Origin of the sequence: Salinibacterium sp. SWN248 (assembly GCF_015864575.1) — a bacterium.
Lineage (GTDB): Bacteria > Actinomycetota > Actinomycetes > Actinomycetales > Microbacteriaceae > Rhodoglobus.
This window is the reverse complement of record NZ_JADYWW010000002.1, coordinates 669,070-693,367: the sequence shown is the minus strand read 5'-3', so window position 1 is coordinate 693,367 and position 24,298 is coordinate 669,070. Positions and strand designations below refer to the sequence as shown.

Here is a 24,298-nt window from a genome sequence, read left to right as displayed (position 1 = left end):
CTGGCGGGCTCAGGATCGATCTCAAGCAGGGTCGCTTAGCGCTACGCCTGCATCCATCGCTTAGAAAGGCGCGGCATGAGGCTTGTCGGAGCACGACTCTCCCCGGGGAGCGATACGTTCATCGCAGAATTGACGATGAAGGATGGCGTGGAGGCCGCCCGCATCCTCACGGATCTAGAAACTTTTTGGGCCTCACCGGCCGCCGCCTTGGCAAGTTACTCGTCCGAGGGTGGAACGGTTGTTCCGCTCGACCAATTGCAGTTGGTGCCTCCCGTGTTGCCGGGTGCCCGTGTCATTTGCATCGGGCTCAATTACCTCGATCACGTACTCGAAGGAAGCTATGCCGATGCAGGCTTGCCGGAGTACCCGACGCTTTTCGCACGCTGGACTTCGTCGCTCACCGTGAGCGGTGCGCCCATTCCCGTGCCGTCTAATGAGGACGGAATCGACTGGGAGGGCGAGATTGCCGCCTACATCGGTGTGCCGCTAATCGATGCGGATGCGGACAAAGCTCGCGCGGCAGTGATGGGCTATTCGGCATTCAACGACGTCACCTCACGCCGGGCGCAGAAGCTCACCTCGCAGTGGATCTTGGGCAAAAACGGCGACAACAGCGGCCCTCTTGGCGCCCTCGTCACGGCCGACGAAGTGGGAGATCTGCGCGACGGTTTACGGGTGCAAACCCGGGTGAACGGTGAGCAAGTTCAAGACGGCAACACCAAGAACATGATCTATGAACTGGGCGAGGTTCTCTCGCTCGTGTCGCACAGCTTCACGCTGAAGCCCGGCGACATCATCTGCACCGGAACTCCCTCGGGCGTCGGCTACTCGCGTAAACCAGCATGGTTGCTGCAGCCGGGCGACGTGGTCGAGGTCGAGATCGAACGCATCGGAACGATCAGCAACCCGATCGTGTCGAACTCACTGCGCAGCGAAAGCTAGTCGTCGTCGCTGACCAGTTCTGAGCCTTCGGGATACACGTCGAGCTGGGGTTTGCGCGCGAGGAAGATGATGCTCGCAATGAGGCCGCCCCACACGAGCACGGCGGCGACGATGAAGAACGTGATGGCGATGCCGCTCATTTGCTGAGCTCCTTCAGTGCTTGGGCGCTGGGCCACGGGGTGAAATCATCCGGATCGTGCTTCCAGCGCAGCGCGGTCATGGTGATGGCGCCGATCAGGATTACCGCGATGGTGCCCCAACCCGCAATCGCGAGGTACCAGAGCGGGTAGCCCTCGTATCCTTCCGTGACGAGCACGATGATTCGCTGGATGAGCATGTAGAGCAGAACGGCCGGCGCCAGAACTCCGACGAGCAGTTGCCACAGGCGCCCCACCTTGAAGGTGGAGACCGAGTTCAAATGTGCCGCCAGCTCTGGTCCCTTGCGGAAGACCCAGATCACCAGGATGGTGGAGGCGATAGCCGCCCCCACGATTCCGATATTGTTCGCCCACTGATCGACGGTGTCGAGAGTGATCACTCCGGTGGTGGTCGAGAACAGCAACACCGAGACGGTCGCTAGCGCGACGCCCACGCGAATCGATGCCTGACGGGCGGTGATCCCGAACTTGTCTTGGAATGCGGATGACACGACCTGCAGCACTGACAACAGCGAGGTGAAGCCGGCCATGACGAGCGAGCCGAAGAAAAGGATGCCGAAGAAGGGGCCGCCCGGCATTTGCGAGACGATCGCGGGGAAGGTGACGAACGAGAGGCTTACTCCCGTGATGTTCTCGAGCTCATCGATGCCGACTCCCTGTTGGAACGCGAAGAAGCCAAGCGTCGCGAAGACTCCGATGCCGGCGATGATCTCGAACGACGAGTTCGCAAAGGCGACGACGAGCGCGGGCGCCGTGACGTTAGCTTTGCGGCTGCGGTACGAGGAGTAGGTGATCATGATGCCGAAGGCGATCGACAGCGAGAAGAAAATCTGGCTGTAGGCCGCGATCCACACGCTCGGGTCACTCAGGGCGGAGAAATCGGGGGTGAAGAGGGCATCCAACCCGGTCATAGCGCCGTCGAGGAAGAGAGCGCGAACCACAAGAATGAGGAAGGCCACAACCAGCAGTGGCAAGAAAATCACGTTCGCGCGCTGCACGCCCTTGGCTATACCGGAGCCGAGCACGGCGAGCACGGCAACCCACACGAGCACGAGCGGGATGAGCACGGCGGGCACGAACTGCGAGCTGAAGCCGGGGTCAGAGGTTTGAAGGAATTCTCCGAAGAAGAAGCCAGCAGTGTCGTCACCCCAGCGCAGGTCGAAACTAAACGTGAAGTAGCTGGCCGCCCACGCAACAACGGCCGCGTAGTAGACGGCGATGATGATGCAAATCCAGACTTGGAACCAGCCGAGCGACTCGAGCCACTTGCCGGCCTTGCCGCCGAGACGACGGAACGCGGTCGGCGATGATCCGCGAAAGCGGTGCCCGATCGCATAGTCAAGGAACAGAATCGGGATGCCGGCCGTCACCAATGCAATCAGGTACGGAATCAGGAATGCCCCGCCACCGTTCTCGTAGGCGACACCGGGAAAGCGCCAAATGTTGCCGAGACCCACGGCGGAGCCGATGGCCGACAGGATGAAACCCCACTGGCCCGACCACTGCTCACGTGGTCGCGAGGCGACGGATCCGTGTTCGCCCGATTGTTGCTGCACCGACACAGTTGCTCCTCTGCGTAGTGGCCACCCGAATGGCCGTCGCTGGGGCCACCCCGAAATTGCGGCCCGCTACCCCCGAAGAGGGTGTTCTCACGTTAACACTTGGGGGTACAGAGTTGCGACATGTGACGGTTCGAAGCGGTCAGCGGTCAGCGGTCAGCGTCTGGCGGTCAGCGTGTAGCGACCAATCGGATGGTTGTTTCGGCAGTGGCGTCTTTGGGGGAACCGGGAGAGACAGTGATTGCTCGTGCCGCGGCATCCAACGTAATGGTGGCTAATGTTGCCCAGCGGTCGCCGAACACTGCGCCAATGGCGGGAACGCAGCAAAGTTGGGCGGCGTCACCCGGTTCGGAGAAGAGGTAGGGGATCAGGGCGCTCGCCGCAGTCGGCAGCGGTGCGGCGGCTGCTCGTTCGGTAAGAACGTCGTAGCGTGCTTGGGTGTCTGGATCGTAGAGCCCCAATTTTTCGCCCTTGCTCAGTTCGGGGTCAACAAAGTGATTGGTGTGGATGAGCACGCCATCGGTCGGCTCAAGCACGGCGGCGCCGTCGGGGTTCAGCTCGACTGTGACGGAACCTTCGGGGCTCACGACGGTGATGGCGCTGGACGTGCTCACGGGTGCAGTGCGCAGAATTTCGACCGCTTCGGCCAGGGTCGAGGCTTCGGCGAGAACGCGGGCGGCAACAAGGTGCACGGGCACACCGTCTGGCCGGTCTGCTTGGTGGCCGAGGATGTTGAGCATGATGCCCACTCCGGCGTCATTGATTCCGATTTTGCCGAGGATGCCGTGTTCAGTCAGGCCGACAAAGGTGCGGGGAGTGCCGGTGACTTCGTGCAGGTGCCAGCAGTCGGCGAGGTCGTCGTGCCAGTCCCACGTTTGGGCTCCGACCGGGCTCTCGCGGGCGTTGACGATGGTGGAGCATTCGCCCGGTTTGGTGCCGATCGCTTGAGACAGAATCTCGGTGCGAGCGTTCACGGCGGCGATCTTCCAGAGCGGCAGGTCGCTTCCTTCGGCTACTCCGCGCATTTCGGCGGCGAGGTCGACGCTCCAGCGTTCGGTGACGAGCACGGCGTTGTCGGCATACTTCTGTACATCGCCGAGGCTGATTCCGGATGTCTCGAAGAGGTCGAGATAGATGGCAACGCCGCGTTTCAGAGTCTCAGCAATCGCGACGCCGCGGCTCAGACCGCGGTGGAAGGCATCCGCTGAATTGATCTGAATAAAGGGAGGGGTGGTGCTCATGATGCGATCTCTTCCCGAAGCTTGCGGATCATTCCTCGTTCGGGCTTCCAGCCGGGGCGGGGCGCGCAGGCGAGGAGAAGTTGAGTGTACGGATGCTGCGGGTTGGTGAGCACTTCGGCGGTCGTTCCCCGCTCCACGATGCGGCCCTGGCGCATCACCACAACCTGATCGGCGATCATCTGCACAACAGAGAGGTCGTGCGTGATGAAGAGGTAGGTGAGGCCGTGAGACGTGCGCAGGCTTGCGAGCAGTTCAAGGATTTGGGCTTGAACCGTCACATCGAGAGCGGCGACGGATTCGTCGAGCACGATGACCGCGGGGTCTGCCGCCAGCGCACGCGCGATAGCAACCCGCTGCTTCTGGCCGCCCGACAATTCGCTGGGGAGGGCGTCGAGAAACCGAGGTTCGAGACCGACAAGAGTGAAGAGCTCAGCGCAGCGCACCTGTCGCTGCGCTCGGTTGAGGTGTGAGTGAGCTTTGAGCACTTCGTCGACCGCGACGCGCACGGACAGCCGTCGATTGAGCGAGCTTTGCGGGTCTTGGAACACCATCTGGATGTCGCGGGCGCGGCGTCGCAGTTCGCGTCGGTTCGCACGCGGTGCGACGGGCTTCCCGCTCACCGTCACGGCTCCGGAGTCTGGTGTTTCGAGCCCGACTATGATGCGCGCGAGCGTGGTTTTTCCTGAACCGGACTCGCCAACGACGGCCAAGCACGAGCCCTTGTCGACGCTGAGCGTGACGTTATCGAGTGCCTTCACCTGCTGTTTTGGCCCGGTGTGGAAGGTCTTGTTGAGTGCGTCTACGGTGATAGCTGGGGTAGTCATGAGGTCGGTCCGCCTTCCGGGGTCCAGGCGAGTCCGGCCGGGCGCGACTCCATCAGGGCTCGGGTGTACGGATGTTGAGGGTTGTCGCGAAGCTGTACTGGCAATCCGATTTCCACTATTTCGCCATCTTTCATCACAGCGATTCGGTCACACACTGCTGCGGCCAAATCGAGGTCATGAGTAACAAACAACATGGCCATTCCGAGCTCGTGGCGGCACTCATCGAGGATGGCCATCACTTCTGCTTGGGTGGTGACATCCAGAGCGGTGGTTGGCTCATCGGCGAGCATCAACCGTGGCCGTCCGGCAATGGCGCCCGCGATGACAACGCGCTGAAGCATTCCGCCGGAGAGCTGGTGCGGGTAGGAACGCAGCACGCGGTCAACGGCATCGATGCCGACCTGTTCGAGCAGTTCGCCAGCGCGAAGCTTCGCGGTTTTCGTGGGCTGCCCTTGAGCGTCATGCATTCCCTCAATGAGGTAGCGCTCGACCGGGAGCACGGGGTTGAGCACTGCGTGCGGGTTCTGGGCGATCATCGAGACGTCGTTGGCCCGCATCCGCCGTAATGCTTCACCGCTGAGACTGCGAACGTCGACGCCATCGAACGTGATCGTGCCGGTGACCTGCGATCCCTCCGGTTCGATGTGCAAGATGGAGCGCAGGGTCATGGACTTGCCACTGCCCGATTCGCCAACAAGGCCGACTGCTTCGCCCGCAGCGACAGCGAGCGATACTTCGCGCAGAATCTGCAGATCCGGGCCAATCGTGAGCGAGAGGTTGTCAATGTTAAGCATCAGGCTTTCCTCCCTGCGGCGGCACGGCCACCGAGTCGTTCTCCGACGTAACCGAAGGCGGCCACGGTGATGACGATGCTGAGTCCCGCGAGAACGCTTTCTGCGGGGTAGCCGTTCAAGAGTGATTGCTGTCCGCTCGACACCATGAGTCCCCAGTCGGCTGCCGGCGGTTGCACGCCGAGGCCAAGGAACGAGAGTGCCGCGAGCTCGATCATCGCGAACCCGAAGTTGATGGTGGCGCCGGTCACGATGAGGGGTGCGACGTTCGGCAGCAGGTGCCGCGCGGTAATCACAATTCCGGGGATGCCCTGCAATTCAGGAGAGCGGATGTAGGGCAGGTTGCGCTCCCGCATCGCCATACTGCGAACCACGCGAGCGGAATACGGAATGTAGGCCACCGACAGCGCCAGTGCTGCTGTAGTGAGGCTGGGACCGAAGACCGCGATGGCGAGCATGGCGAGCAACAGGTTGGGGAAAGCGAAGAGCAGGTCGAGTACGCGGCTGAGGAACGAGTCAACGATGCCGCCCCACCAGACGGCGGTGAGAGCGATCAGGGTTCCGAACACCGCAGTGACAGCGACGACGATGAGTGGCCCGGTGAGGCTTGACCGTGCTCCCCAGAGCAGGCGCGAGAAGATGTCGCGGCCGGCCTGGTCGGTTCCGAACAGGTGCTCGAAAGACATTCCCTGGTAGCGCTGAGTGACAGATCCGATGGTCGGGTCGTAGGGCGCAATGAGGGGGGCAAAGAGCGCACCGAGGACGACTACGGCGATAACTCCACACGCAATGAGGCCTAGTGTGCCCATTCGTTCAGCGAATTGTTTCATCGGTTCGTCTCCACTTTCACTCGCGGGTCGATGGAGGCGTAGAAGAGGTCAACGAGAAGGTTGATGATGCCGAACGCAGCGACCAGCACGATGGCGATGGCTTGCACGACGGCGAAGTCTTTTCGCTGCACGGCATGAACCAGCAGCGTGCCGATTCCGTCGAGGGTAAAGGCGTATTCGACAACGAATGACCCGGCAATCAGCCCGGCGATGTGAACGCCGACGATGGTGCTCACGGGAAGCATCGAGTTGCGGATGACGTGGCGTCTCATGACGAGACGTTCGGCTACTCCACGAGCTCGAGCCATCACCGAATGCTCGGAGTCGCGTTCCTCACGAATAGAGGTGCGAGTGATGCGCGCAACGACGGCAGACGAGGGGAGGGCGAGGGCGAAGGCGGGCAAGGTGAGATGCCACACCCGGTCGATGAAGCCGTCTCCAGATCCGAAGACAGGGAACCAGCCGAGGCCAACGCTGAAGATGCTCATGAGGATGAGAGCGGCGAAGAAGGTGGGAACGGCGAAGCCCAAGTTGGAGCCGAGGAGGATGATCTTGTCGACGATGCCACCGCGGGTTCCGGCCAGAATACCGAGGCCGACGCCGAGCACGATGATGATGAGGGCGGCCAGTGTGACCAGCATCAGTGTGGTGGGCAGCCGGGCGGCCAGGAGGTCGCCCACATCCTGCTGGTTGGCAAGCGAGCGACCGAAGTCGCCGTGAAGCACGTTGGTGAGCCAGTTCCAGAATCGCACTAGGAACGGGTCATCGAGGGAGTACTGCGCTCGAATAGCTTCGAGCACTTCTGGGCTTACCGTTCGTCCTTGAACGAGAAAGTTTTCTGGGCTTCCCGGCGCCGCATACATAGCGGAAAAGACCAAAAAGCTGGATGCGATGAGGACGCCGATGAGCGCCGCCAGTCGTCGAAGTATGAAGGTCACGGAACGAGCCTTTTCATTGGAGCCGAACCCCGGGGGCCGCGCGCGTTAGCCACGCGACCCCCGGGCGTGTGAACTATTCGCCCGAAGCGCCGAGGTCGGCAGCCCAGGGGTAGTACAGGTAAACGAAGGATGCGGGAGCACCCGTTACGCGGTCATTCATGAACAGTCGAACGGCAGGGTCGACGATCGGGATCCAGGTCAGATCCTCCATCACGAGCACTTGCGCTTCGTTCACGAGTTCAGCGCGCTCGCTGTCATCGGCGGTTGCAGCGGCCTCGTCCAGCAACGCGTCGATGGAGGAGTTGCTGTAGTCGTTGTAGTTCTGCGATCCACCGGTTCCGGCGATTGCGCGGAGGAACGCGAGCGGGTCAGGAACGTCCATGTAGTTGTAGGTCACGAACGCGTCGTGTCCTTCGCGGGCTGCAGGGTCAGAGAAGAATGCACCAAACTGGGCGCTGGGCACACCTGCCGGCTCAACAGTCAGGCCAATGGCGCGGGCGCCGTTGGAGATCTCGGAGATGATGTCGGCGTAGTAGGTGCGCTCTGACGGGTACACGATCTTGATCGGCTCGGTGAGGTCGACCTCGGCGTCCTTCAGAACTTCCTTGGCGCCTTCGATGTCGATTTCTGTCGGGGCGAGTTCGTCGCGGCCAGCAGTGAATTCAGCGTCGCCGTATGACCAGCCGTTGTCGGGAACGAGAGAGCGTGACGCGCTCGCCGTGCCTTCAAAGACTGTCGCGGCAATGGCATCCCGGTCGGTCGCCATCATGAGTGCCTGGCGTACGGCGGGGTCGGCAAAGATGCCGTTTCCGGTGCCGATGATGCCGACGATCTGCAACGAGTTGCCGAGGTAAAGGGATCCCTCGGTCGAGCTCTGTAGCGACTTGAGCGCACCGAGCGGCACGTCGTACGAACCGTCGATCGCGCCCGTGTCGAGTGCGGTGGCGATAGCGGCTGCGTCAACGATGAAGTTGATGTCGACCTGAGCCGTCTGAGCCTGCTTGTCACTGTTCCAGTAGTTGTCGTTCTTGATCAGCGAGATCGACTGGCCCTGGTCCCAGTCTCCAACGGAGAAGGGGCCGGTGCACATGACCTTGCCGGTCGGGTTACCGAAGGTGTCGCCAGCTGCTTCGCGGAAGTCCTGCTCCACGATCGTGCCGACGGGGGTCACCATGTAGGAGTTGAAGGCGGCATCCGGCTTCGAGAGCGAAACGGTAACTTCCCAGTCAGCGGTCTTCTCGATCGAAGCGATGTTGCCGACGAGGCCGCCGGCCCAATAGCTTCCTTCGTCAGCATCCAGGTGACGACCGAGGCTGTACACGACGTCATCGGCGGTCATTTCCTGGCCATCCCAGAATTCGACGCCCTCGCGAATTGTGTAGATGTAGGTGAGATCGTCGGGCGTTTCGACCTTTTCGGCCAACCCGGGTTCGATCGTGAAGTCGGGCTGCAACTGCATGAGTCCTTCACACAGGTTGGCCACAACGGTGTTCTCGGCGTAGTTGAACGACTTGATCGGGTCGAGCGATGCTGGCTCGCCGAAGGGAAGGTTCCACGTCACCAAATCGAGCTCGCCGGTGGCGGCAGGAGTGAGGGTGAGGAGGTCGTTGTCGTCAACGCTGGATGAGGTGTCGCTGCTGGTGCCTGCTGCGCACCCGGTCAGTGCGAGGGCAAGAATGCTGCCGATCGCTATTGCTTTTTTCTTCATTGAATTGCTCCTAGGTAGATCGAACCTGAACGCTAAGACGCTTGATGTGTGTGAAAACCTAGTTGACCAAAACGTTTTGGGGGAAAAATACCCAAAACGTTTTACATGCCGGAAACTCAGGTAGCCTGCCAGAGTGACCAATAACCCGCCACGCAGACGAGCGACAATTCACGACGTCGCCAAGCGGGCCGGGGTCTCGATCACCACCGTTTCGCACGCCCTCAATGGCAAGGGAGTCATTGCGGATGCCACTAGGCAACGAGTCGTCGAAACCGCCGCTGATCTGGGATATAGCCCCGATGCGATCGCTCGCGGACTCCGCAGCCGTCGCCTCGGAATCCTGGGACTCGTCATCCGCCCGCTCGACACTCTGGGCTCCTACCAGCCGGAGGGTGTTGACTACTTTTTGCGGTTTGCGGGAGCCGCCGCAGTCGAAGCGTTGGATCGCGGTTACGGGCTTGCGTTAATGCGGGACCCCACCGTTGGTAATGCCCCCGGCATCGCTCTGGCCGCCGATGGTTTCATCATTTCTGACCCGGTGGCCAGCGATCCGGTTATCGAATTGCTCACTCGAAACGGAATCGCGGTCGTCGCGGTCGGGCGTGATATTGAGCGACCGGAATTCAGCGCCTGGCTCGGCGCAGGCACTCACACCAACACGGATGCTGTTATCCAGCACTTTCTCGAACGCGGTGCCACGCGCATCGCGATTGTTACTGGCGAGGACAACAACTCGTGGAACGCCGATAGCGAGTTGACGTACCGGGCGTGGGCTGCGGAATGCGGACAAGCTCCGCTTGTGTACCACCAAGATGAGGGCTTAGGCGAGGCGGGTGGTCGCGCACTGGCCGAGCGGATGCTGGCCTCAGGCGAGCCGCTTCCGGATGCCATTTATTGCCTGACCGGGCGCCACGCTGCGGGCATGCAAGCTGGGCTGCAAGCGGCCGGCTATCTGATTCCCGACGACATCATGATTGCCTCAGGGTCTGACTCGGAGCAAACCAGAAACAGCGCTCCGCCCATAACTTCGATCGATTTGGCGCCCGAGGCAACGGCGAAGGCTGCGGTCACGTTCTTGGTCGAATTGCTCGATGGCGTGCCCGATGCCGATCCGGGCGCCGACCCTGACAGCGACGGCGGTGGCGATCCGGTTCCTCCGGAGGTGGACTACCGGATCAGAGACCGTGCATCGACTCGCTCAATCGGCTGAATGACAGCTCGTGCCCGAGGATCTTCTCGGCCGCACGATGACCGGAGCGTAGCGCCGCGGTGACGGTGGCTGGATCATCCGTCCACGTCGCTTCGCCCGCAAAGTGCAGCACGTTCTCGACCGGTGTGGCCATCAGGTCGTGGTCGTCGGGCGTGGACCCCGGGCGCATGTACGCGTACGACCCATACGAGTAGGGATCGTCTTGCCAGCGCGTCACGATCACTTCGTCGGGGTGCTCGACGCGCTCGCCGTAGAGCCCGCGCAGAGCATCGAGAACCGACGAGCTGATCTGTTCGTCGCTCCAGTCGCGCGCCGCGATGGCGCTGGGGCCGGCGGCAAACGTGAGCAGGGTGGGAACGCCGTGCAGGTCGGTGAGGTCGTACCAGGAATGCCACCACTTGCCAGCCTCGCCCTGCTGGCGAATCGCGTAGACACTCTCATCCCAAAAGCGAGTGGGAAAGCGCAGAAAGACCTTCTCGAAGTTGTTCATCTCGAAGCCGTCGATGGCGTGAGTGAGCCACTCGGGCAGCGCCGGCTCGAATGTGAGATCGCCGCTCTTGAGCACCCCAATCGGCACCGTCACGACCACGCGGTTCGCAGCGAATTCGCCCTGCGCGGTCGACACCGTTGCACCCTGCTTCGACCAGCGGATGCCGGAGACCACATGCTCGAGACGCACGTCGAGTCCCTGCGCGAGATTGCTTGCCAGCACGTCATAGCCGTGGGGGAACACCACCTCGTCGCCCTCAACCGTGTCATCGTCGAGACCGTGCGCATCGAGCAACCCGGCGTGCACGCCGTACTGCTCCTCGGAGCGGTGCAGCACGAACTCGCGCACGCGCTCTGCCCGATCGGGGTTCCAGCCGAGCGTGGAAAGCGCGACGCCCATCGCCTGCTCATAGCTTGTGCCGAGAGTGGAAGCCTGCACCGCCGTCGCAAGGTGCGCGTCGAACGTGCGTACGTCATCCGCGAACTGGGCGACAGCGTCGTCGCTGAGGCGCTCGCCGGTGGGGCTGTAATAGGCGATGGGGCGGCCGGTGGGCTGGTAGCTGCCAACCGTGAACTCGACCGTGCGCATGCCGAAGGCGTTGACGATATCGGTGAGGGGGTTGTCGTCGACGCCGTGGATCCAGGATGCTCCGCGGTCGGTGGCAACGTCGCCGGAGCGTTCGGTGTGCGTGCGGCCACCCGTGCGGTCGCGGGCTTCGAGCACGAGCACTCGTTGGCCGGACTGGGCGAGAAAGCGTGCCGCGGTGAGCCCGGAGACTCCGGCGCCGACGACGATCGTGTCGAAGGCTGTCGCAGCCGGGTCTGCGGTAGGCGCGCTAGCGATGTCGGTCATGAGGTCACAGTAGCAACGTGGTGCTGGGTTCGGCTGACCTTGACGTCGGTTTGGGGTGTACCCCACGTGGACGGTTCGCGACCGCGACCGCCCGTAAGCGGAACCTATTACGGTCGGTAGTCGTCGCGGTCTTCGTAGAGTGAGCGAGCGCTGGGATCCGCGCTTCGGCCACCGTTGGCCGCTCCGCCTAACTGGGTAAACACGAATGCCAGGCGTTTAGCGACCCGACCCATCACATTGAGAAAGCGTTTCAACATCGTTGGACCCTTCTCGGTTAGCTCAACTATATTCAGCAACGCAGTTCGACTGCAATGCTCGCCTCCGCATCCTGGAGTGCGAACGGTGTCACGAGCGGAGCGCCGAATGCGCTGATGTCGTCACACACGCTTCGGCCACTCACTACGAGATGCCGATGCCGAAGTCAGGTGTCGCACTTCTTCTGACTCAACCGTGCAGAAGCGCCTAACGTCCCGCTTCTAACTCTGCGACGTTAGTCAGGGTGTACTGGGGAAGCGCAAGAAATATGGCGGGGTTGCATGTCTCATCCGACACTACAAAGTCGCTACCCGTTTGGGCGTCGAAGTTCAGAGACCAGCACAAGCTGTACACGCGGGTTTGGGCGGACAGCCCGGAGTCGGCTCGTCCAAAACTGGTCGTGAACACAGCCACCTTTATGCGGTCCTCGGCGATGGAGCTCGACGTGAGCCAACTAGCGTCACCGCTTCTGAACCCGGACACGATCTCGTCATCTGTCCACCCGTAGATATTCAGGCTCACACAGCCGTCGATGCTTTCCGCAAATACTTCCGGGTCAGTCACCGGAGCAGACTCTTCAGCACGGAGTTGAATGCAATTGCGAGCATCTTCGAAAATAAAGGCGGTGCGGCTGAAAGCTGCGTCATCCGCTTGGGCCGGCATGTTATTGATGGAAGTGACGTCGCTGCACCCAGCCAGCGTCGAGATGGTCAAACCGAATGCCGCTAGGTAAGCGGCTGCCTTAGTGAAGCGCAAGTTCTGCCTCCAGTACGTCTGAATGCGAACCCGTTTTTTCTTCGAAAGCGGGGATGGATGCATCGGGTGTCCAGACGTAAGTAGCGTTCCGATACGCGCCGAAAACGCTTAGTTCGCTCTGCCCCGAAGTTGCGACAGGGGAAACCTGATCGTCAGTGATCGCGCCGTCAGCAGGCCAACACAAGTGAGCTCTCACTTTCAAAATCCGAATATTCTTCGCTTAGGGCGAGGCTACCGCTTGTCTTGCTCTTCGGGCAATAGCGCAGGTGTATGGCCGGGGCCGCCCGAGTTGGTGTCCGTCGCCCTCTCTGTTTCGACTCGCGAGCTAATGCCGGGAAGATAGACAGGCCGGCAAAATATGAGACATTATTGATTTCAGTACGTCTCGGCTCGGCAAACCGGTGCTTGAGAAAACCTGGCGCCTGTGCGCCTACTCGAACGGTACGTGGGGACCGCAACTAACTAAGGAGCCTTATGAGACATCTTCTGTCCGCGGCCGTATGTGTCGGAATGCTGATCTCTGTTTCTGCATGCACCGAAGTCGAGCCGCCGCCGCCCGCCGAACCTTCGTCAAGCGCCGCCGCGACTTCGTTGGAGGAGGGCAACGTCGGGCTGTGCCATTCGCTCTCGATCGAACTCATGACGGTGAACGGCGTGGTCTCGGGGTATGAGGCCGGCGAGTTGAATAGGGAATCGTTCGATTACATGATTGCCACTATTGCCGACGGCTTCCCGATCCTTGGAATCTTGCACAAGGACGCGCTTTTGAGCAGCCAAGTCGACGACCTACGTTCGGCAATCACGGAGCTAGGCGCCGACGGTGCCGAACCGGCCGTAGGGGACGCGTCAGCGTTGGGAGAAGCGACGACGGCGCTCGCTGTCGAATGCGATGCAGTCGGCGCACCTTTGAGCTTTTACCAGTAGCCACAGGCGAGTCGTACTTACCGGTAGCCACAGCCGAGTCGTTTTCGCGTGGTTCAGCGAAAAGACGAAGCGACACCTGGCGCGAGTCGCGTTGGGTGTCGTTCGTTTTTCTCCAACTCCACAGTTGAGTTCCAGCGGGCTCTCGTCGTTCCATAAAAGATTCGCAATTATTGCTGGTTGGCCGCATTTTCATGGAACTACGTCTAGACGTAGTTTCTTAAAGAGGCTCTCCCAACATAGGATCAGAACATGGGAATGAGAGCAGCAACAGGTCGCACGCACACCGCACGCACGACGATGATCGCGGCTGCAGCATCCGCCCTTCTGCTCGGTCTCGCTGGCTGCACTGCGGTGTCGGATGCGGGCGCCACGACTGACCCGAACGACGACCGCCCTGTCGTGCTCACGACCTTTACGGTGCTCGCCGATATCGCCGAGAATGTGGCCGGCGACAACCTGCGGGTGGAATCCATCACCAAGGTGGGGGCCGAGATCCACGGCTACGAGCCCACGCCCGGCGACATTGCCAAGGCGGCCGAAGTCGACCTGATTCTCGACAACGGGCTCAACCTTGAAGCCTGGTTCGCGCAGTTCGTTGACGGTCTCGACGTGCCGCACGTGGTTGTTTCTGACGGCGTCGACACCATCAACATTGCGGAGGATGCCTATGAAGGGCTGCCCAATCCGCACGCGTGGATGAGCCCCCTCAACGCACAGATTTACGTCGACAATATGGAGGCTGCGTTCGCTGAACTAGACCCCGAAAACGCTGCCGACTATGCCGCCAATGCTGAGGCGTACAAGGCGGAGTTGCAGCTTGTGAACGACGAGCTCACGGCCGAACTCGCCGAGTTGCCGGCGTCACAGCGCGCTCTCGTCTCGTGCGAAGGAGCGTTCTCTTACCTGGCGCGCGACGCTGGACTGAGCGAGCAGTACCTGTGGGCGGTCAACGCTGAGCAGCAGTCGACGCCGCGCCAGATTGCGTCGGTGATCGAGTTCGTGCGGGACAACGACGTGCCCGCCGTGTTCTGCGAATCCACAGTCTCCGATCGCGCGATGCAGCAAGTGGTCGAGGCCACTGACACGACCTTCGGCGGAACCCTCTACGTCGACTCGCTGTCGGAGGAAGGTGGCCCGGTGCCGACCTACCTCGAGTTGCTGCGCCACGACGCCGAAACCATCATCGCTGGATTGACCGGGGCCACGGAATGAGTGTGCCCGCCATCGACGTGCGTAACGTCACCGTTCACTACGGCGACGTGCTCGCGCTCGACAACGTGAGCCTCAGCCTCGCGCCCGGCCGCATTTATGGCCTTATCGGAATGAACGGCTCGGGCAAGTCCACGCTCTTCAAGACGATTACCGGGATGCTGCGCCCCGACCACGGAACAGTCACGTTGGCCGGTCGGCAGCCTGCACTCGCTCGCAAGGCCGGAGCCGTCGGCTACGTTCCGCAGAGCGAAGACGTGGACTGGGCGTTCCCGCTCTCGGTGCGCGATGTGGTGATGATGGGCCGCTATGGCCACATGGGTTTCTCGCGTCGCCCCAAGGCCGCCGACAAGGCCGCCGTCGCCGAGGCTCTCGAGCGCGTTGAGCTGACTGATCTCGCCGACCGCCAAATTGGCCAACTCTCGGGCGGCCAGAAGAAGCGCGCGTTTGTGGCCCGCGGAATCGCTCAGGGCGCGACGATCCTGCTTCTCGACGAGCCCTTTGCCGGCGTCGACAAGCGCTCCGAGGGAACGATCACGACACTCTTGCGCGAGCTCGCCGCCGAGGGAGCCACGGTGCTCGTCTCGACCCACGACCTCAATGCGCTGCCGAAACTCGCCGACGAGGCAATCTTGCTGATGCGCACGGTGCTGCTGCAATCCACTCCGGCTGAGGTGCTGAAGCCCGAAAACCTTGCGCGCGCCTTCGGCCTCGATGTCACGGCGGGAGACGCCGCGTGAACCCTCTCGACTTCCTCCTCGAACCGCTGAGCTACGACTTCATGGTGCGGGCGCTCGCCACGAGTGTGACCGCGGCAATCGTGTGCGCGGTGCTCTCGTGCTGGCTGGTCCTCATCGGCTGGTCGCTCATGGGCGACGCTGTCTCGCACGCCGTGCTCCCCGGTGTCGTGCTCGCCTACGTCGTCGGCGCCCCCTTTGCTCTCGGTGCGGTCATCTTCGGCTTCCTTGCCGTCGCCCTTATTGGCATCGTGAGAAACACGAGCCGCATCAAAGAGGACGCCGCCATCGGCATCGTCTTCACCACCCTGTTCGCCCTGGGAATCGTGCTCATCTCCGTGACGCCCTCGCAGACCGACCTGAACCACATCATCTTCGGCAACCTCCTCGGAGTCTCCTGGGCCGACCTCGCTCAAGTTCTCATCCTCGGCGCGATCACGCTCACGATCCTGCTCGTGAAGCGCCGCGACTTCACCCTTTACGCCTTCGACGCCACCCACGCCCACGCGATCGGCCTCAACCCCAAGGTTCTCGGCGCTGCGCTTCTCGGGCTCCTCGCCCTTACCGCGGTCGTCGCGCTTCAGGCCGTCGGCGTCGTTCTCGTCGTGGCACTGCTCATCATCCCCGGCGCCACCGCGTACCTGCTCACCGATCGCTTCTCGCGCATGCTCGTGATCGCCCCGGTGATGTCGGCGCTCGCGGCCGTCACCGGGCTCTACCTCAGCTACTACTTAGACACGGCATCCGGCGGCATGATCGTGCTCGTCGAAGGCTGCATCTTTGCGCTCGTCTACCTGTTCAGCCCCACGCAGGGCGTGATCGGCAAGCGACTCGGTGCGATGAAGCGGCAGCGGATGCTCGCCGCCCAGTAAGCGCAAAGACACCGCCTGCACACCGAACCCGCGCGGTGCGCCTCAGGTCATTCGGCGAGGGTGCCGCCCGATACGTAGAGTGCGTCGGTCGCGCTCCGGCCGAGGCTAATCGGCACAGCGGATTGGCGCCCGCCGTCGTTGCTCGCTTCGCCGCTCGCCCCACTGGTTTCGCCGTCGACGCCGCTCAGCACAACCACCTCGAGCGCATCCGAATACGGTGCCCCGGCGTTCACGTTGAGGGTCGCTTCGAATCCGATGCCGCGCTCTTCGAAGAACTTGAGTAGCTCGGGGTCGTCGTCGGAGATGCGTTCGACGACGACGGTGCTGCCGGGGGCGACGCGGGTGAGCTGCACGGCATCCGGGATCGTAATCACGCCGTCGGCGCTGGGGATGGGATCGCCGTGCGGGTCACGGGTGGGGTGTTCGAGAAACTCATCGATGCGTTCGACCATGAAGTCAGAGACGGCGTGCTCAAGGTTTTCGGCTTCGTCGTGCACTTGATCCCAGGTGTAGCCGAGCACGCTGACGAGAAACGATTCGATGAGGCGGTGGCGGCGAACCATCGCCACGGCGTGCGCGCGACCCACGTCGGTGAGTGCAATGGACCCGTAGCGGGCATGATCCAGAAAGCCTTGATCGGTGAGGCGACGCACGGCATCCGAGACGCTCGACAGCGTGTAGCCGGTGCGCTCGGCGATCACCGTTGCTGTGACGGGGGCATCTGACCATTCGGAAAGACTCCACACAGCCTTCAAATAGTTCTGGGTGCTGACCGAGAGCTCTGTAACCGACATGCGCCCAGTCTAAAGCCGAAGATTGAAGTACGGCCAGACGTAGTCAAAGACGCTTGCCCCCGCCCGGAGAACATCAGGCGAGGGCAAGCGGGTGAAGAAAGTTAGTTGAAGATGCCGTTCAAGCCGAGGTCACCGGTGATGTCACCGATGATGTCGTCTGCGTCGACAACGTCGTTGAGGATGTCGTCAACGTCTACGATGTCGGTCACGTCGGTGACTACGTCAGTTGCGTTGTCCACAACGTCGGTCACCTGAGTCGCGTTGTCGACGACGCCAGAGACGTTGGCGTCGTTGGCTACATCAGACACGTTCGCGGAGTCGCTCACGTTGCCGACGGCGGTGTCGTTGCCCGAAGCTACGGGTGCGTTGACCTCGTTGCCGGACGCAACAGCGTTTCCGTTGAGGAGGTCACCGTTGAGGATGCCTCCGCCGAGTACGTCGCCACCGAGGAGGTCAACGTCGCCAACTTGGGGCGCTACGACGACGGGGATGTCGATCTGCTTGGGGGATGAGTAAGAGTATGACTTCGTCGAGGTGTAGCTGTCGCCGGTTGCTGCCATGGCGGGAGCAGCGGCTCCAACAGCGATCAGGGCTACTGCGGTAGCGGTGGCGCCGATCGTGGTCTTCTTCGTAAATGCGCTCATTACTGAACTCCTTCTTACGTTTGTGGTCTCCGTGGAGGCCCTGCGTCTCGAGGCTTTCCCGAGCCGCAATGAGTACTCCGGAGCGAGGCTGTGACCGGTTTGGGGGTCATTTCGCGAAGTGCGAAATTGGAGCAATCGGGCACGCGGATGCGGGCGACTCTCGCCCTCAGATCCGCATGTTTCCGGGGCTGTTAGCGCAAGCTGGCAGTCAACTGAGCGAACTCTGGCGAAGTGCCGGGTGGTGCATCCAGTGGGCTATTCTGCCGCCGCGGCCTTTACGGCCGTGTACGCCTCGAGGGCTTCGCGGCGGGTTTCGGCGAGATCCACGATCGGTTCGGGATACGCATCGGTGCCGAGTTCGGGAATCCAGTACGAGACATAGGCGCCCGTGGGGTCGAACTTTTTCTGCTGCAACACCGGGTTGAACACACGGAAGTAGGGGGCAGCATCCGCCCCGGATCCCGCGACCCATTGCCAGTTGGCGGGGTTGCTGGCCTCGTCGGCGTCGACGAGGGTGTCCCAGAACCACTGTTCGCCGGCTCGCCAGTCGATGAGCAGGTTCTTGATGAGGAAGCTTGCGACGACCATGCGCACGCGGTTGTGCATCGTGCCGGTGTGCCAAAGTTCGCGCATCCCGGCGTCGACGAGGGGGATGCCGGTGCGGCCGCGACGCCACGCCTCGACTTCGCTGACTCCCGCAGGTTCGTCGACGGCGCCGAGTTCGTCGACCGTGTATCCCCAGGGGAACGCGTTGTAGGCCGGGCGATAGCTGTCGGTGGCGAGGCGCGGGTTGTCGAAGAGCAAAGCGGTGGAGAATTCGCGCCAGCCGATCTCGCTCAGGAACTTGGCGACGTTCTTGCGGGCCGCGGTGGGGATGCCGGCCGAGCCCGAGCCTGAGCCTGAGCCGCGCAACCGGTGCCAGATCTGCGCTGAACTGATCTCACCAAACCGCAGGTGCGGGCTGAGGCCACTCGTGGCATCCACGGAGGGCTCGTCACGGCGGTGGTAGTCGGCAAGCCGGTCGGCCACGAAGCTTTCGAGGCGATCGAGCGCGCCCGCCTCACCGGGAGTCCACGTCTCGCGCAAACCGTCGGCCCAGTCGGGGCGCGTCGGCAGCAGCGACCACTCGGCGAGGTCGTCGCTCGCGGGGGAGTCGGCAGGCCAGCTCAGCTCGGCTGCGGTCGGCGCCGGCAGCGCATCCCGCACCGGACGATCTTGTGCCGCACGCCAATACGGGGTGAAAACCTTGTACGGCTCGCCCTGCCCATTGCGGATATGCCACGGCTCGTTCAACAGATTGCCCTGATGGCTTTCGACCGCGAGCCCCTGCTCGCGCAGACTCGTTTTGAGGCCGGCGTCGATATCGCGGGCCGCCGTGTAGCGACGGTTCCAGTGCACCGAGGCGGCGCCGAGCTCGTCCACGAGCGCCGGCATCACCTGCGCGGCAGGGCCATGACGAAGGGTCAGTTGGCCGCCCAGATTCTGCAGGGCGGCATCCAGAGCAGTGAGGCTGTGATGCAGCCACCACTTGCTTGCCGCACCCAGCGGGCGGATGCCGTCGCCAGTTTCGTCGTGAATGTACACAACCACGAGTGGTCGGCCTTCACTCGCGGCCGCCGTCAGGGCTGGGTTGTCGGCTAGTCGTAGGTCGTTTCGCAACCACACGACGGAGGGCTGATTCTGGTTTCCGCTCACGGCTCAACTCTACGTTTCGTACGTGAAAAGAGCTGGCGTAGAATCGCGCCTCACAGGTTGCGTTGCCGATGGTGGTGATGCGCGAGAGGGGTGACCGGCTATGACTGCTTTCACAGTTCAGCTCGAAACGGCCGACTTCGGCGATGTGCTCGACCGGGTGCAGGGCATTTTCACCAGCCTTTTCTTGGCGTTGCCCAACGTCATTCTCGGCGTGCTGGCCTTTGTGCTCTTCTGGGCAATTTCGTGGTTGGTAGCGAAGCTCGTGCGCTCGGCGGCGCGGCGAGCAGGGCAGCCGCGCGGCTTGCAGGTCGTGCTGAGCCGGTTGGTCGCATGGTCGATTCTCGCGTTCGGGCTGCTGGTGGCGTTGACGATCATTTTTCCGACGATCACGCCGGCGTCGCTCTTCGGCACCCTTGGGGTGAGCGGTGTGGTGATTGGGTTCGCGTTCCGTGACATTTTTCAGAATCTACTGTCGGGCATCCTGATCCTGTTCACGCGCCCGTTCCGTATCGGCGATCAGATTGTGTCGAGCGATCACGAGGGTGAAGTTATTGACATTCAGGTGCGAGCCACGCGCGTGCGCACCTACGACAATCGGGTGGTTGTGATCCCGAATAGTCAGCTCTATACCGAGCGCGTTGTCGTCAACACGGCCTTCGCCAAGCGGCGGCTGAGTGTGGCGGTCGGCATCGGCTATGACGACAGCATTGCGGATGCTCGTACCGCGATCGTCGACGCCATCGCCGCCTTGCCCGGCATCATCGACGACCCTGCCCCGACCGTTTTGGTGACGTCGCTCGGTGACTTCAGCGTGAACCTTGAGGTGCGGTTCTGGATCAACCCGCCGAATCGCCGGGAGGCTCTCGAGGCACAGGATCAGGTGCTTGAGGCGATCAAGAAGGCGCTCGGCGACGCGCAGATTGAGATTCCCTTCCCCATTCAGCAGCTCAAGATCGAAGACGGCTCTGCACGCACTCGCGAGAGCGACGCGGAGTAGATCGCGGGGCGGCTAGCGGGGCTGGTTCACTGCAATCGGCGCGGTCGTCGCATCCGGAATTTTCGGAGTTAGTTGAGCGGGTGAAAGTGCTCGCACTGCCAGCGCTGGGTGCTCTGTGCTTGGCGATTGCGGGTATCTGCCGAGGGCGGGTACACGCGAAATCCGCGCCTGCCGCCGTGGCCGTCGACCGAGACGATACCGCGGGCGATCAGTACGCTGAGCGGAAAGACGAAGGCGCCGAAGCCGTTTCTGTCGCGGGTGACGACAACGAGGTGCTGCGTGCCATCGTCGCTGGGGAATGGTTGCGTAGTGCCGTCAGTGTCTCGCCGCCAGACCGTGACGAAGAAGCCGGGCTTGGTGGGGGTGAGTTTTGCGACCCGAAACCGGGTTGCAGCAGGAAGCGTGGTGACGGCGCCGTATTCGGCGTTGTCGGGCTCGACCACGAGTTGATCGTGCTCGGGCAGTGCGTCACCGAGGCTGTGGATGGCGTGGGCGACATCCGGATGCAGCGGGGCAGTGGTCACGGTCATCCGTTCGATTCGGCGGTCGTGCCAGCGTAGGCCGAAGCGAGGGGGATCGCGTGCGGCGCGTGCTGGTAGCGCTATGCGTTCTGGGTAATACTCAAGGAATGACCATTCGCACGCCAAGCCCGCTGAATGAACGACATGAGGTGCTTGGCATTCTGCTGTTCGTCTTCGCCGGATGTGGATTTGTGGTGCTGAGCGCTCTGGCGGGCACTGCGGCCACCATGGCGATTGGGGTGCCCGCGGTGGTTCCGGTGGCCTGGAACGTTGAGTCGTTGCACGTCGCTAGCGCAGCATGGTGGCTAGGGCTGTTGGTGGCGCTGGCGGGGTTGGCGATCTGGATTATTCGAGCCAAGGGGAAAAGAACGTTGCTGCCGTGGGCGATTGTCGACTTCGCCGTGATGGTTTCACTTGTCGCGACCGTGTGGCTCTGGGCTTTCTAACATCACCCGTTAAATAGTTCGAGGGCCGGTTTCAGAGGCATGAAACCGACCCTCTCCCTTTGCACCAAGAGTGTCCTGCAATCACATTCCGCAGTAGCTGCCACAGCAAACAACTTCTGCTCTATGAATGTATAACGGAAACATAACGCTGTCTAGTTACCGTTCCGTTATTTTTGAGAAATTTCCAGAAAAGTTTGTCTACCCCCTGTGTTTCTGGGCAGAATATGCCGAAATTGCATGTTTTCCGCGCAGATGAGCAGCGACGTTCGGCTGCCGTTCGCTCCGGCAGGAAAGCTAGTTCAGTGCCACGATCTGGCCGACGGCGGTGTCGAGCTGCACCATGCTGCCAAAGGTTGCCCCAGTAAGCGTCATGACGTAGTTGGAGCCATCTGCCGAGGGCGCATAGTTGACCACGGTGCCTTCGGGCAAGATCGTGAGCGCGTGCCCGTCCGGTGTCGAGAGGGTGCCGCCGGGGGTGGCAAGGCTGAGGCTGGCGGGCTTGCTCTGCGGCGCGATCTGCTTCAGCACGAACTGCACGGTGCCGAGATGTTGAATCAGAGCCATCCGTTCTTCGGCGGCGGACGCGAATGACGCAGGCGCGGCGACTGGCGCTGGCGTAATGATTTCGGTGGTCTGGCCGGTCCCGTCCGTAGCCGCGCTTTCGGCGGGCGTCGACAGGGCTAAGCCTTCCGAATCAAACGTGAATTCTGTTTGCGCGACCTGAAATGTAATGGGGGAGTTGAGCGCGGCACTGTTGAAGTAGAAGCTGGCCACGAGCGCGGCCATGAGCAGCGTTCCGAAAGCTCCCAGAAGGATGCCAATGATCGGACTTAGCCGGGCGGTAGCCTCCCGGTAGTAGCGAAGCCTGAGGGCGTAGAAGCCGTAGCCGATCGCGGTGATTCCGACCGTGGACGCAATGTACCCGTTCCCTGCTCCCGCTGAAGCGATCGGGAATAGGGCCAGCCCGGCAGCGGTGATGCCGAGGAGTAGCGAGAGCCGTCCGGGCCAGTTGCGCACCAACTTCCGCGGGGCGAAAGTGGTCGTCGATTGATTCGACGGGTAACGGTAGTTATCTGCCGGACGATAGTTGCTATTTTCGGGTGGCGACCAATCCCGTGGTCCAGCTTGCTTCATCAATTCCCCTCGACTCGCACCCCCGCGCGAGCATCACTCAATTCTCGCAGCCTAGTGTCAGGCGGGGACAACCCCAGAAGGGGTGGGCGACTCGGCCGGTTGCGACGGCCGACAGGTGTTCCTTGCCCCACGTTTCCTGCGCAAAGCGGTGAAGCGGCTGACCCCGACCGCGGGTCAATACCGCGAACGCTTCAGCCCGCCAGCCCGCCAGCCCGCCAGCCCGCGACCCACCCTCATTCGCGGGCTGGCGAGAGCGCGCAAAGTGACGCATGCTCGACAGATGATCCTCGGCGCTGGCACTGATAAGTACGCGGCGTTATTCGCTTACGTGGGTGCCACTGCGGTCATGCTCTCCGGTGCCTATCTCAGCTCGCCCGCCGGCGACGAATTCGTTGTGTTCTTTGGCATAGCCATCTTCTTTGTGCTGGGCCCTCTCGGTGTCATTACGTTTTCCACGCTCGCGCTTCCGATCGTCTTCGTCCTCTGGAACGCCGCGTTACCTTCTGTGCTGGGTCTCGCCATTGTTATCCCGCTATCCGTGGGCACCGCACTGCTCAATGTTGTTGTTGTCTTCGGCTGGATTGCCCACCTGCGCAGCGGGGTGCGAGTCGCCGACCGGCGTGCCGGTGACACCGTGTTGGGTCGAGTAGCCGCGGCAGTCTTGTTTGTCGTCGCGGGGTTTGTGTTCATCGTGCTGTGTGTAGTGACGGGATACCTGGCTCTGAGCTCTGGCCCGGGAACAGCCCAACCCGATGCCGGACCTTACCTGGCACCGTTCTTGTTCGCTGTCTGGTTGGTGGGGCTCGCCGCAGCGCTCGGCGGTCTTGTGCTGTGGGTGCTGAACGAGGTCCGAGGGAGGGGCAGTCTGTCTTGGGCGCTTGCCGACGCCCTTCTCCAGCTCGCACTTTTGGCGACGCTGTTGCTCGGGTCGGCTGGAGTCTCGCACCTCGGATAGGAGAAACCGCTCAAGCCGTCACGAGCTACCCGCGGCGCGACATGAGCCACCCTCATTCGCGGGCTGGTGGGGTGCGGCCGTGTGCCCCATGATCAACTAATGACTCTGATCGACAATGCCACGCGCACACCGAAGAAGTGCAAATACATTGTTGGCGCCGGGGTGATGACCGTGGTGGCATTCTCGCTAGCAGGCCCGGGCATTGTGTTCTCGCCGATCGCCGAGTTGACCCTAGCCATCTATTTGGGTCCTCTAGGGCTTGTCGCGCTCTTCTTGGGAGCGCTCCGTCTTCCCGAGGTGTACGGGATTTACGAGTGGATCGCTGCTCTGTTTAGCCTAGTAATGGCGGTCGGCATTGCGTTCGTCAATGTCGAAATTCTTGCGCGGTGGCGCAGGCCTGCACCTCCGCTGGAGAGGCCGTTTGAAGCTTAAGAGCGTCGGCACGGTTGGCGCCAGCAGCTCGCCGCCGTTCTGTTCGTGGCGGCTGGGCTCGCGTTTATCGTTCTCTGTTTCTTCGCCGGGGGTACGGCGGGAACCACTGCCGGTATTGCGGTTCGCGAGTCGGCCGAGCGGGCGAACCATCTGATCTTCCTGTCGGCGATCGTGTGGGTGCCGGGTCTTGTCGTCGCGATTGCAGGCCTGCGGCTGTGGATTGTGAATACCCGTCGCGGGGAGCCCGTGCTGCGGTGGGCGATCGCGGACCTCGCGATCATGCTGACGCTCATCGGCATTCTGTGGGCCGACGTCACGCAGGGCGCTGCGCCCTAATCCTGCGCCCTCGGTGCACACTGCGCGCCGCGAGGGGCGGATCGGGCT

General features: G+C 62.2%; 27 protein-coding genes. 11 read left to right on the top strand and 16 right to left on the bottom strand.

Annotation, left to right across the window (positions count from 1 at the left end; translation table 11 throughout):
- Positions 1-75 precede the first annotated feature (75 nt).
- Positions 76-942 carry a fumarylacetoacetate hydrolase family protein gene (locus tag I6E73_RS13220; protein WP_197126208.1) on the top strand — a complete coding sequence of 289 codons (867 nt, stop codon included), beginning with the start codon at positions 76-78 and terminating at the stop codon, positions 940-942.
- Here I6E73_RS13220 and I6E73_RS13215 read toward each other — a convergent pair.
- From I6E73_RS13215 to I6E73_RS13180, 8 genes are all read right to left on the bottom strand, one after another.
- A complete protein-coding gene (locus I6E73_RS13215; protein ID WP_197108430.1) occupies positions 939-1,082 on the bottom strand; it encodes a MetS family NSS transporter small subunit in 144 nt (47 codons plus the stop codon). The genes I6E73_RS13220 and I6E73_RS13215 overlap by 4 nt on opposite strands.
- The gene (locus I6E73_RS13210; protein ID WP_197126207.1) at positions 1,079-2,662 is read right to left on the bottom strand and encodes a sodium-dependent transporter; all 1,584 of its coding nucleotides are present in this window, start codon (positions 2,660-2,662) and stop codon (positions 1,079-1,081) included. Before I6E73_RS13210 ends, I6E73_RS13215 begins: the two co-directional genes overlap by 4 nt.
- Before the next feature lie 167 nt (positions 2,663-2,829).
- Positions 2,830-3,900, bottom strand: a complete 1,071-nt coding sequence (locus tag I6E73_RS13205; protein WP_197126206.1) for a C45 family peptidase — start codon at positions 3,898-3,900, stop codon at positions 2,830-2,832.
- Positions 3,897-4,724, bottom strand: a complete 828-nt coding sequence (locus tag I6E73_RS13200) for an ABC transporter ATP-binding protein (protein WP_197126205.1) — start codon at positions 4,722-4,724, stop codon at positions 3,897-3,899. The genes I6E73_RS13205 and I6E73_RS13200 overlap by 4 nt, the downstream gene beginning before the upstream one ends.
- The gene (locus tag I6E73_RS13195; protein ID WP_197108414.1) at positions 4,721-5,518 is read right to left on the bottom strand and encodes an ABC transporter ATP-binding protein; all 798 of its coding nucleotides are present in this window, start codon (positions 5,516-5,518) and stop codon (positions 4,721-4,723) included. Before I6E73_RS13195 ends, I6E73_RS13200 begins: the two co-directional genes overlap by 4 nt.
- Complete coding sequence (locus I6E73_RS13190; RefSeq protein ID WP_197108412.1) at positions 5,518-6,345, bottom strand: ABC transporter permease; 828 nt, start codon at positions 6,343-6,345, stop codon at positions 5,518-5,520. The genes I6E73_RS13195 and I6E73_RS13190 overlap by 1 nt, the downstream gene beginning before the upstream one ends.
- Positions 6,342-7,283 (bottom strand): ABC transporter permease, encoded by a 942-nt coding sequence (locus I6E73_RS13185; RefSeq protein WP_197108410.1) that lies wholly within the window; start codon positions 7,281-7,283, stop codon positions 6,342-6,344. Before I6E73_RS13185 ends, I6E73_RS13190 begins: the two co-directional genes overlap by 4 nt.
- A gap of 73 nt (positions 7,284-7,356) precedes the next feature.
- Entirely contained in the window at positions 7,357-8,991 is a 1,635-nt protein-coding gene (locus tag I6E73_RS13180; RefSeq protein WP_197126204.1) for an ABC transporter substrate-binding protein, read from the bottom strand.
- A 133-nt stretch (positions 8,992-9,124) separates the two neighbouring features.
- Here I6E73_RS13180 and I6E73_RS13175 point away from each other — a divergent pair, with 133 nt between their 5' ends.
- Complete coding sequence (locus I6E73_RS13175) at positions 9,125-10,201, top strand: LacI family DNA-binding transcriptional regulator (RefSeq protein ID WP_197126203.1); 1,077 nt, start codon at positions 9,125-9,127, stop codon at positions 10,199-10,201.
- Here the strand turns inward: I6E73_RS13175 and I6E73_RS13170 are convergent.
- The 3 genes from I6E73_RS13170 to I6E73_RS13160 form a co-directional block, all read right to left on the bottom strand.
- On the bottom strand, positions 10,167-11,543 hold the full coding sequence (locus tag I6E73_RS13170; RefSeq protein WP_197126201.1) for an NAD(P)/FAD-dependent oxidoreductase: 1,377 nt from the start codon (positions 11,541-11,543) through the stop codon (positions 10,167-10,169). The genes I6E73_RS13175 and I6E73_RS13170 overlap by 35 nt on opposite strands.
- A 107-nt stretch (positions 11,544-11,650) precedes the next feature.
- A complete protein-coding gene (locus I6E73_RS13165; RefSeq protein ID WP_197126199.1) occupies positions 11,651-11,800 on the bottom strand; it encodes a hypothetical protein in 150 nt (49 codons plus the stop codon).
- Positions 11,801-12,005: 205 nt separating this feature from the next.
- A complete protein-coding gene (locus I6E73_RS13160; protein ID WP_197126197.1) occupies positions 12,006-12,554 on the bottom strand; it encodes a hypothetical protein in 549 nt (182 codons plus the stop codon).
- Positions 12,555-13,028: 474 nt separating this feature from the next.
- Here I6E73_RS13160 and I6E73_RS13155 point away from each other — a divergent pair, with 474 nt between their 5' ends.
- From I6E73_RS13155 to I6E73_RS13140, 4 genes are all read left to right on the top strand, one after another.
- Entirely contained in the window at positions 13,029-13,478 is a 450-nt protein-coding gene (locus I6E73_RS13155) for a hypothetical protein (protein WP_197108399.1), read from the top strand.
- A gap of 249 nt (positions 13,479-13,727) precedes the next feature.
- Positions 13,728-14,690, top strand: coding sequence for a metal ABC transporter substrate-binding protein (locus tag I6E73_RS13150; protein WP_197126196.1), 963 nt, complete (start codon positions 13,728-13,730; stop codon positions 14,688-14,690).
- On the top strand, positions 14,687-15,427 hold the full coding sequence (locus I6E73_RS13145) for a metal ABC transporter ATP-binding protein (protein WP_197126194.1): 741 nt from the start codon (positions 14,687-14,689) through the stop codon (positions 15,425-15,427). Before I6E73_RS13150 ends, I6E73_RS13145 begins: the two co-directional genes overlap by 4 nt.
- A complete protein-coding gene (locus I6E73_RS13140) occupies positions 15,424-16,296 on the top strand; it encodes a metal ABC transporter permease (protein ID WP_197126192.1) in 873 nt (290 codons plus the stop codon). Before I6E73_RS13145 ends, I6E73_RS13140 begins: the two co-directional genes overlap by 4 nt.
- Positions 16,297-16,343: 47 nt before the next feature.
- On the opposite strand, the gene I6E73_RS13135 is transcribed toward I6E73_RS13140, so the two are convergent.
- The 3 genes from I6E73_RS13135 to I6E73_RS13125 form a co-directional block, all read right to left on the bottom strand.
- Complete coding sequence (locus I6E73_RS13135; protein WP_197126190.1) at positions 16,344-17,090, bottom strand: metal-dependent transcriptional regulator; 747 nt, start codon at positions 17,088-17,090, stop codon at positions 16,344-16,346.
- Positions 17,091-17,191: 101 nt separating this feature from the next.
- Positions 17,192-17,734: a hypothetical protein gene (locus I6E73_RS13130; protein WP_197126188.1), complete on the bottom strand. Its 543-nt coding sequence runs from the start codon at positions 17,732-17,734 to the stop codon at positions 17,192-17,194.
- Positions 17,735-17,989: 255 nt separating this feature from the next.
- Positions 17,990-19,429: a deoxyribodipyrimidine photo-lyase gene (locus I6E73_RS13125; RefSeq protein WP_197126186.1), complete on the bottom strand. Its 1,440-nt coding sequence runs from the start codon at positions 19,427-19,429 to the stop codon at positions 17,990-17,992.
- A 100-nt stretch (positions 19,430-19,529) separates the two neighbouring features.
- Between I6E73_RS13125 and I6E73_RS13120 the strand changes: the two genes are divergently transcribed.
- On the top strand, positions 19,530-20,426 hold the full coding sequence (locus I6E73_RS13120; protein ID WP_197126184.1) for a mechanosensitive ion channel family protein: 897 nt from the start codon (positions 19,530-19,532) through the stop codon (positions 20,424-20,426).
- Positions 20,427-20,494: 68 nt separating this feature from the next.
- On the opposite strand, the gene I6E73_RS13115 is transcribed toward I6E73_RS13120, so the two are convergent.
- Positions 20,495-20,956 carry a MepB family protein gene (locus tag I6E73_RS13115; protein WP_231600926.1) on the bottom strand — a complete coding sequence of 154 codons (462 nt, stop codon included), beginning with the start codon at positions 20,954-20,956 and terminating at the stop codon, positions 20,495-20,497.
- 98 nt (positions 20,957-21,054) lie between these two features.
- Between I6E73_RS13115 and I6E73_RS13110 the strand changes: the two genes are divergently transcribed.
- The gene (locus I6E73_RS13110) at positions 21,055-21,393 is read left to right on the top strand and encodes a hypothetical protein (protein ID WP_197126182.1); all 339 of its coding nucleotides are present in this window, start codon (positions 21,055-21,057) and stop codon (positions 21,391-21,393) included.
- 294 nt (positions 21,394-21,687) lie between these two features.
- On the opposite strand, the gene I6E73_RS13105 is transcribed toward I6E73_RS13110, so the two are convergent.
- Positions 21,688-22,527, bottom strand: a complete 840-nt coding sequence (locus I6E73_RS13105) for a hypothetical protein (RefSeq protein WP_197126180.1) — start codon at positions 22,525-22,527, stop codon at positions 21,688-21,690.
- Between the two features lie 280 nt (positions 22,528-22,807).
- Between I6E73_RS13105 and I6E73_RS13100 the strand changes: the two genes are divergently transcribed.
- The 3 genes from I6E73_RS13100 (at position 22,808) to I6E73_RS13090 (ending at position 24,250) form a co-directional block, all read left to right on the top strand.
- The gene (locus I6E73_RS13100; RefSeq protein WP_197126178.1) at positions 22,808-23,482 is read left to right on the top strand and encodes a hypothetical protein; all 675 of its coding nucleotides are present in this window, start codon (positions 22,808-22,810) and stop codon (positions 23,480-23,482) included.
- Positions 23,483-23,581: 99 nt separating this feature from the next.
- Positions 23,582-23,914, top strand: coding sequence for a hypothetical protein (locus tag I6E73_RS13095; protein ID WP_197126177.1), 333 nt, complete (start codon positions 23,582-23,584; stop codon positions 23,912-23,914).
- Between the two features lie 45 nt (positions 23,915-23,959).
- Positions 23,960-24,250, top strand: coding sequence for a hypothetical protein (locus tag I6E73_RS13090; RefSeq protein WP_197126176.1), 291 nt, complete (start codon positions 23,960-23,962; stop codon positions 24,248-24,250).
- Positions 24,251-24,298 lie beyond the last annotated feature (48 nt).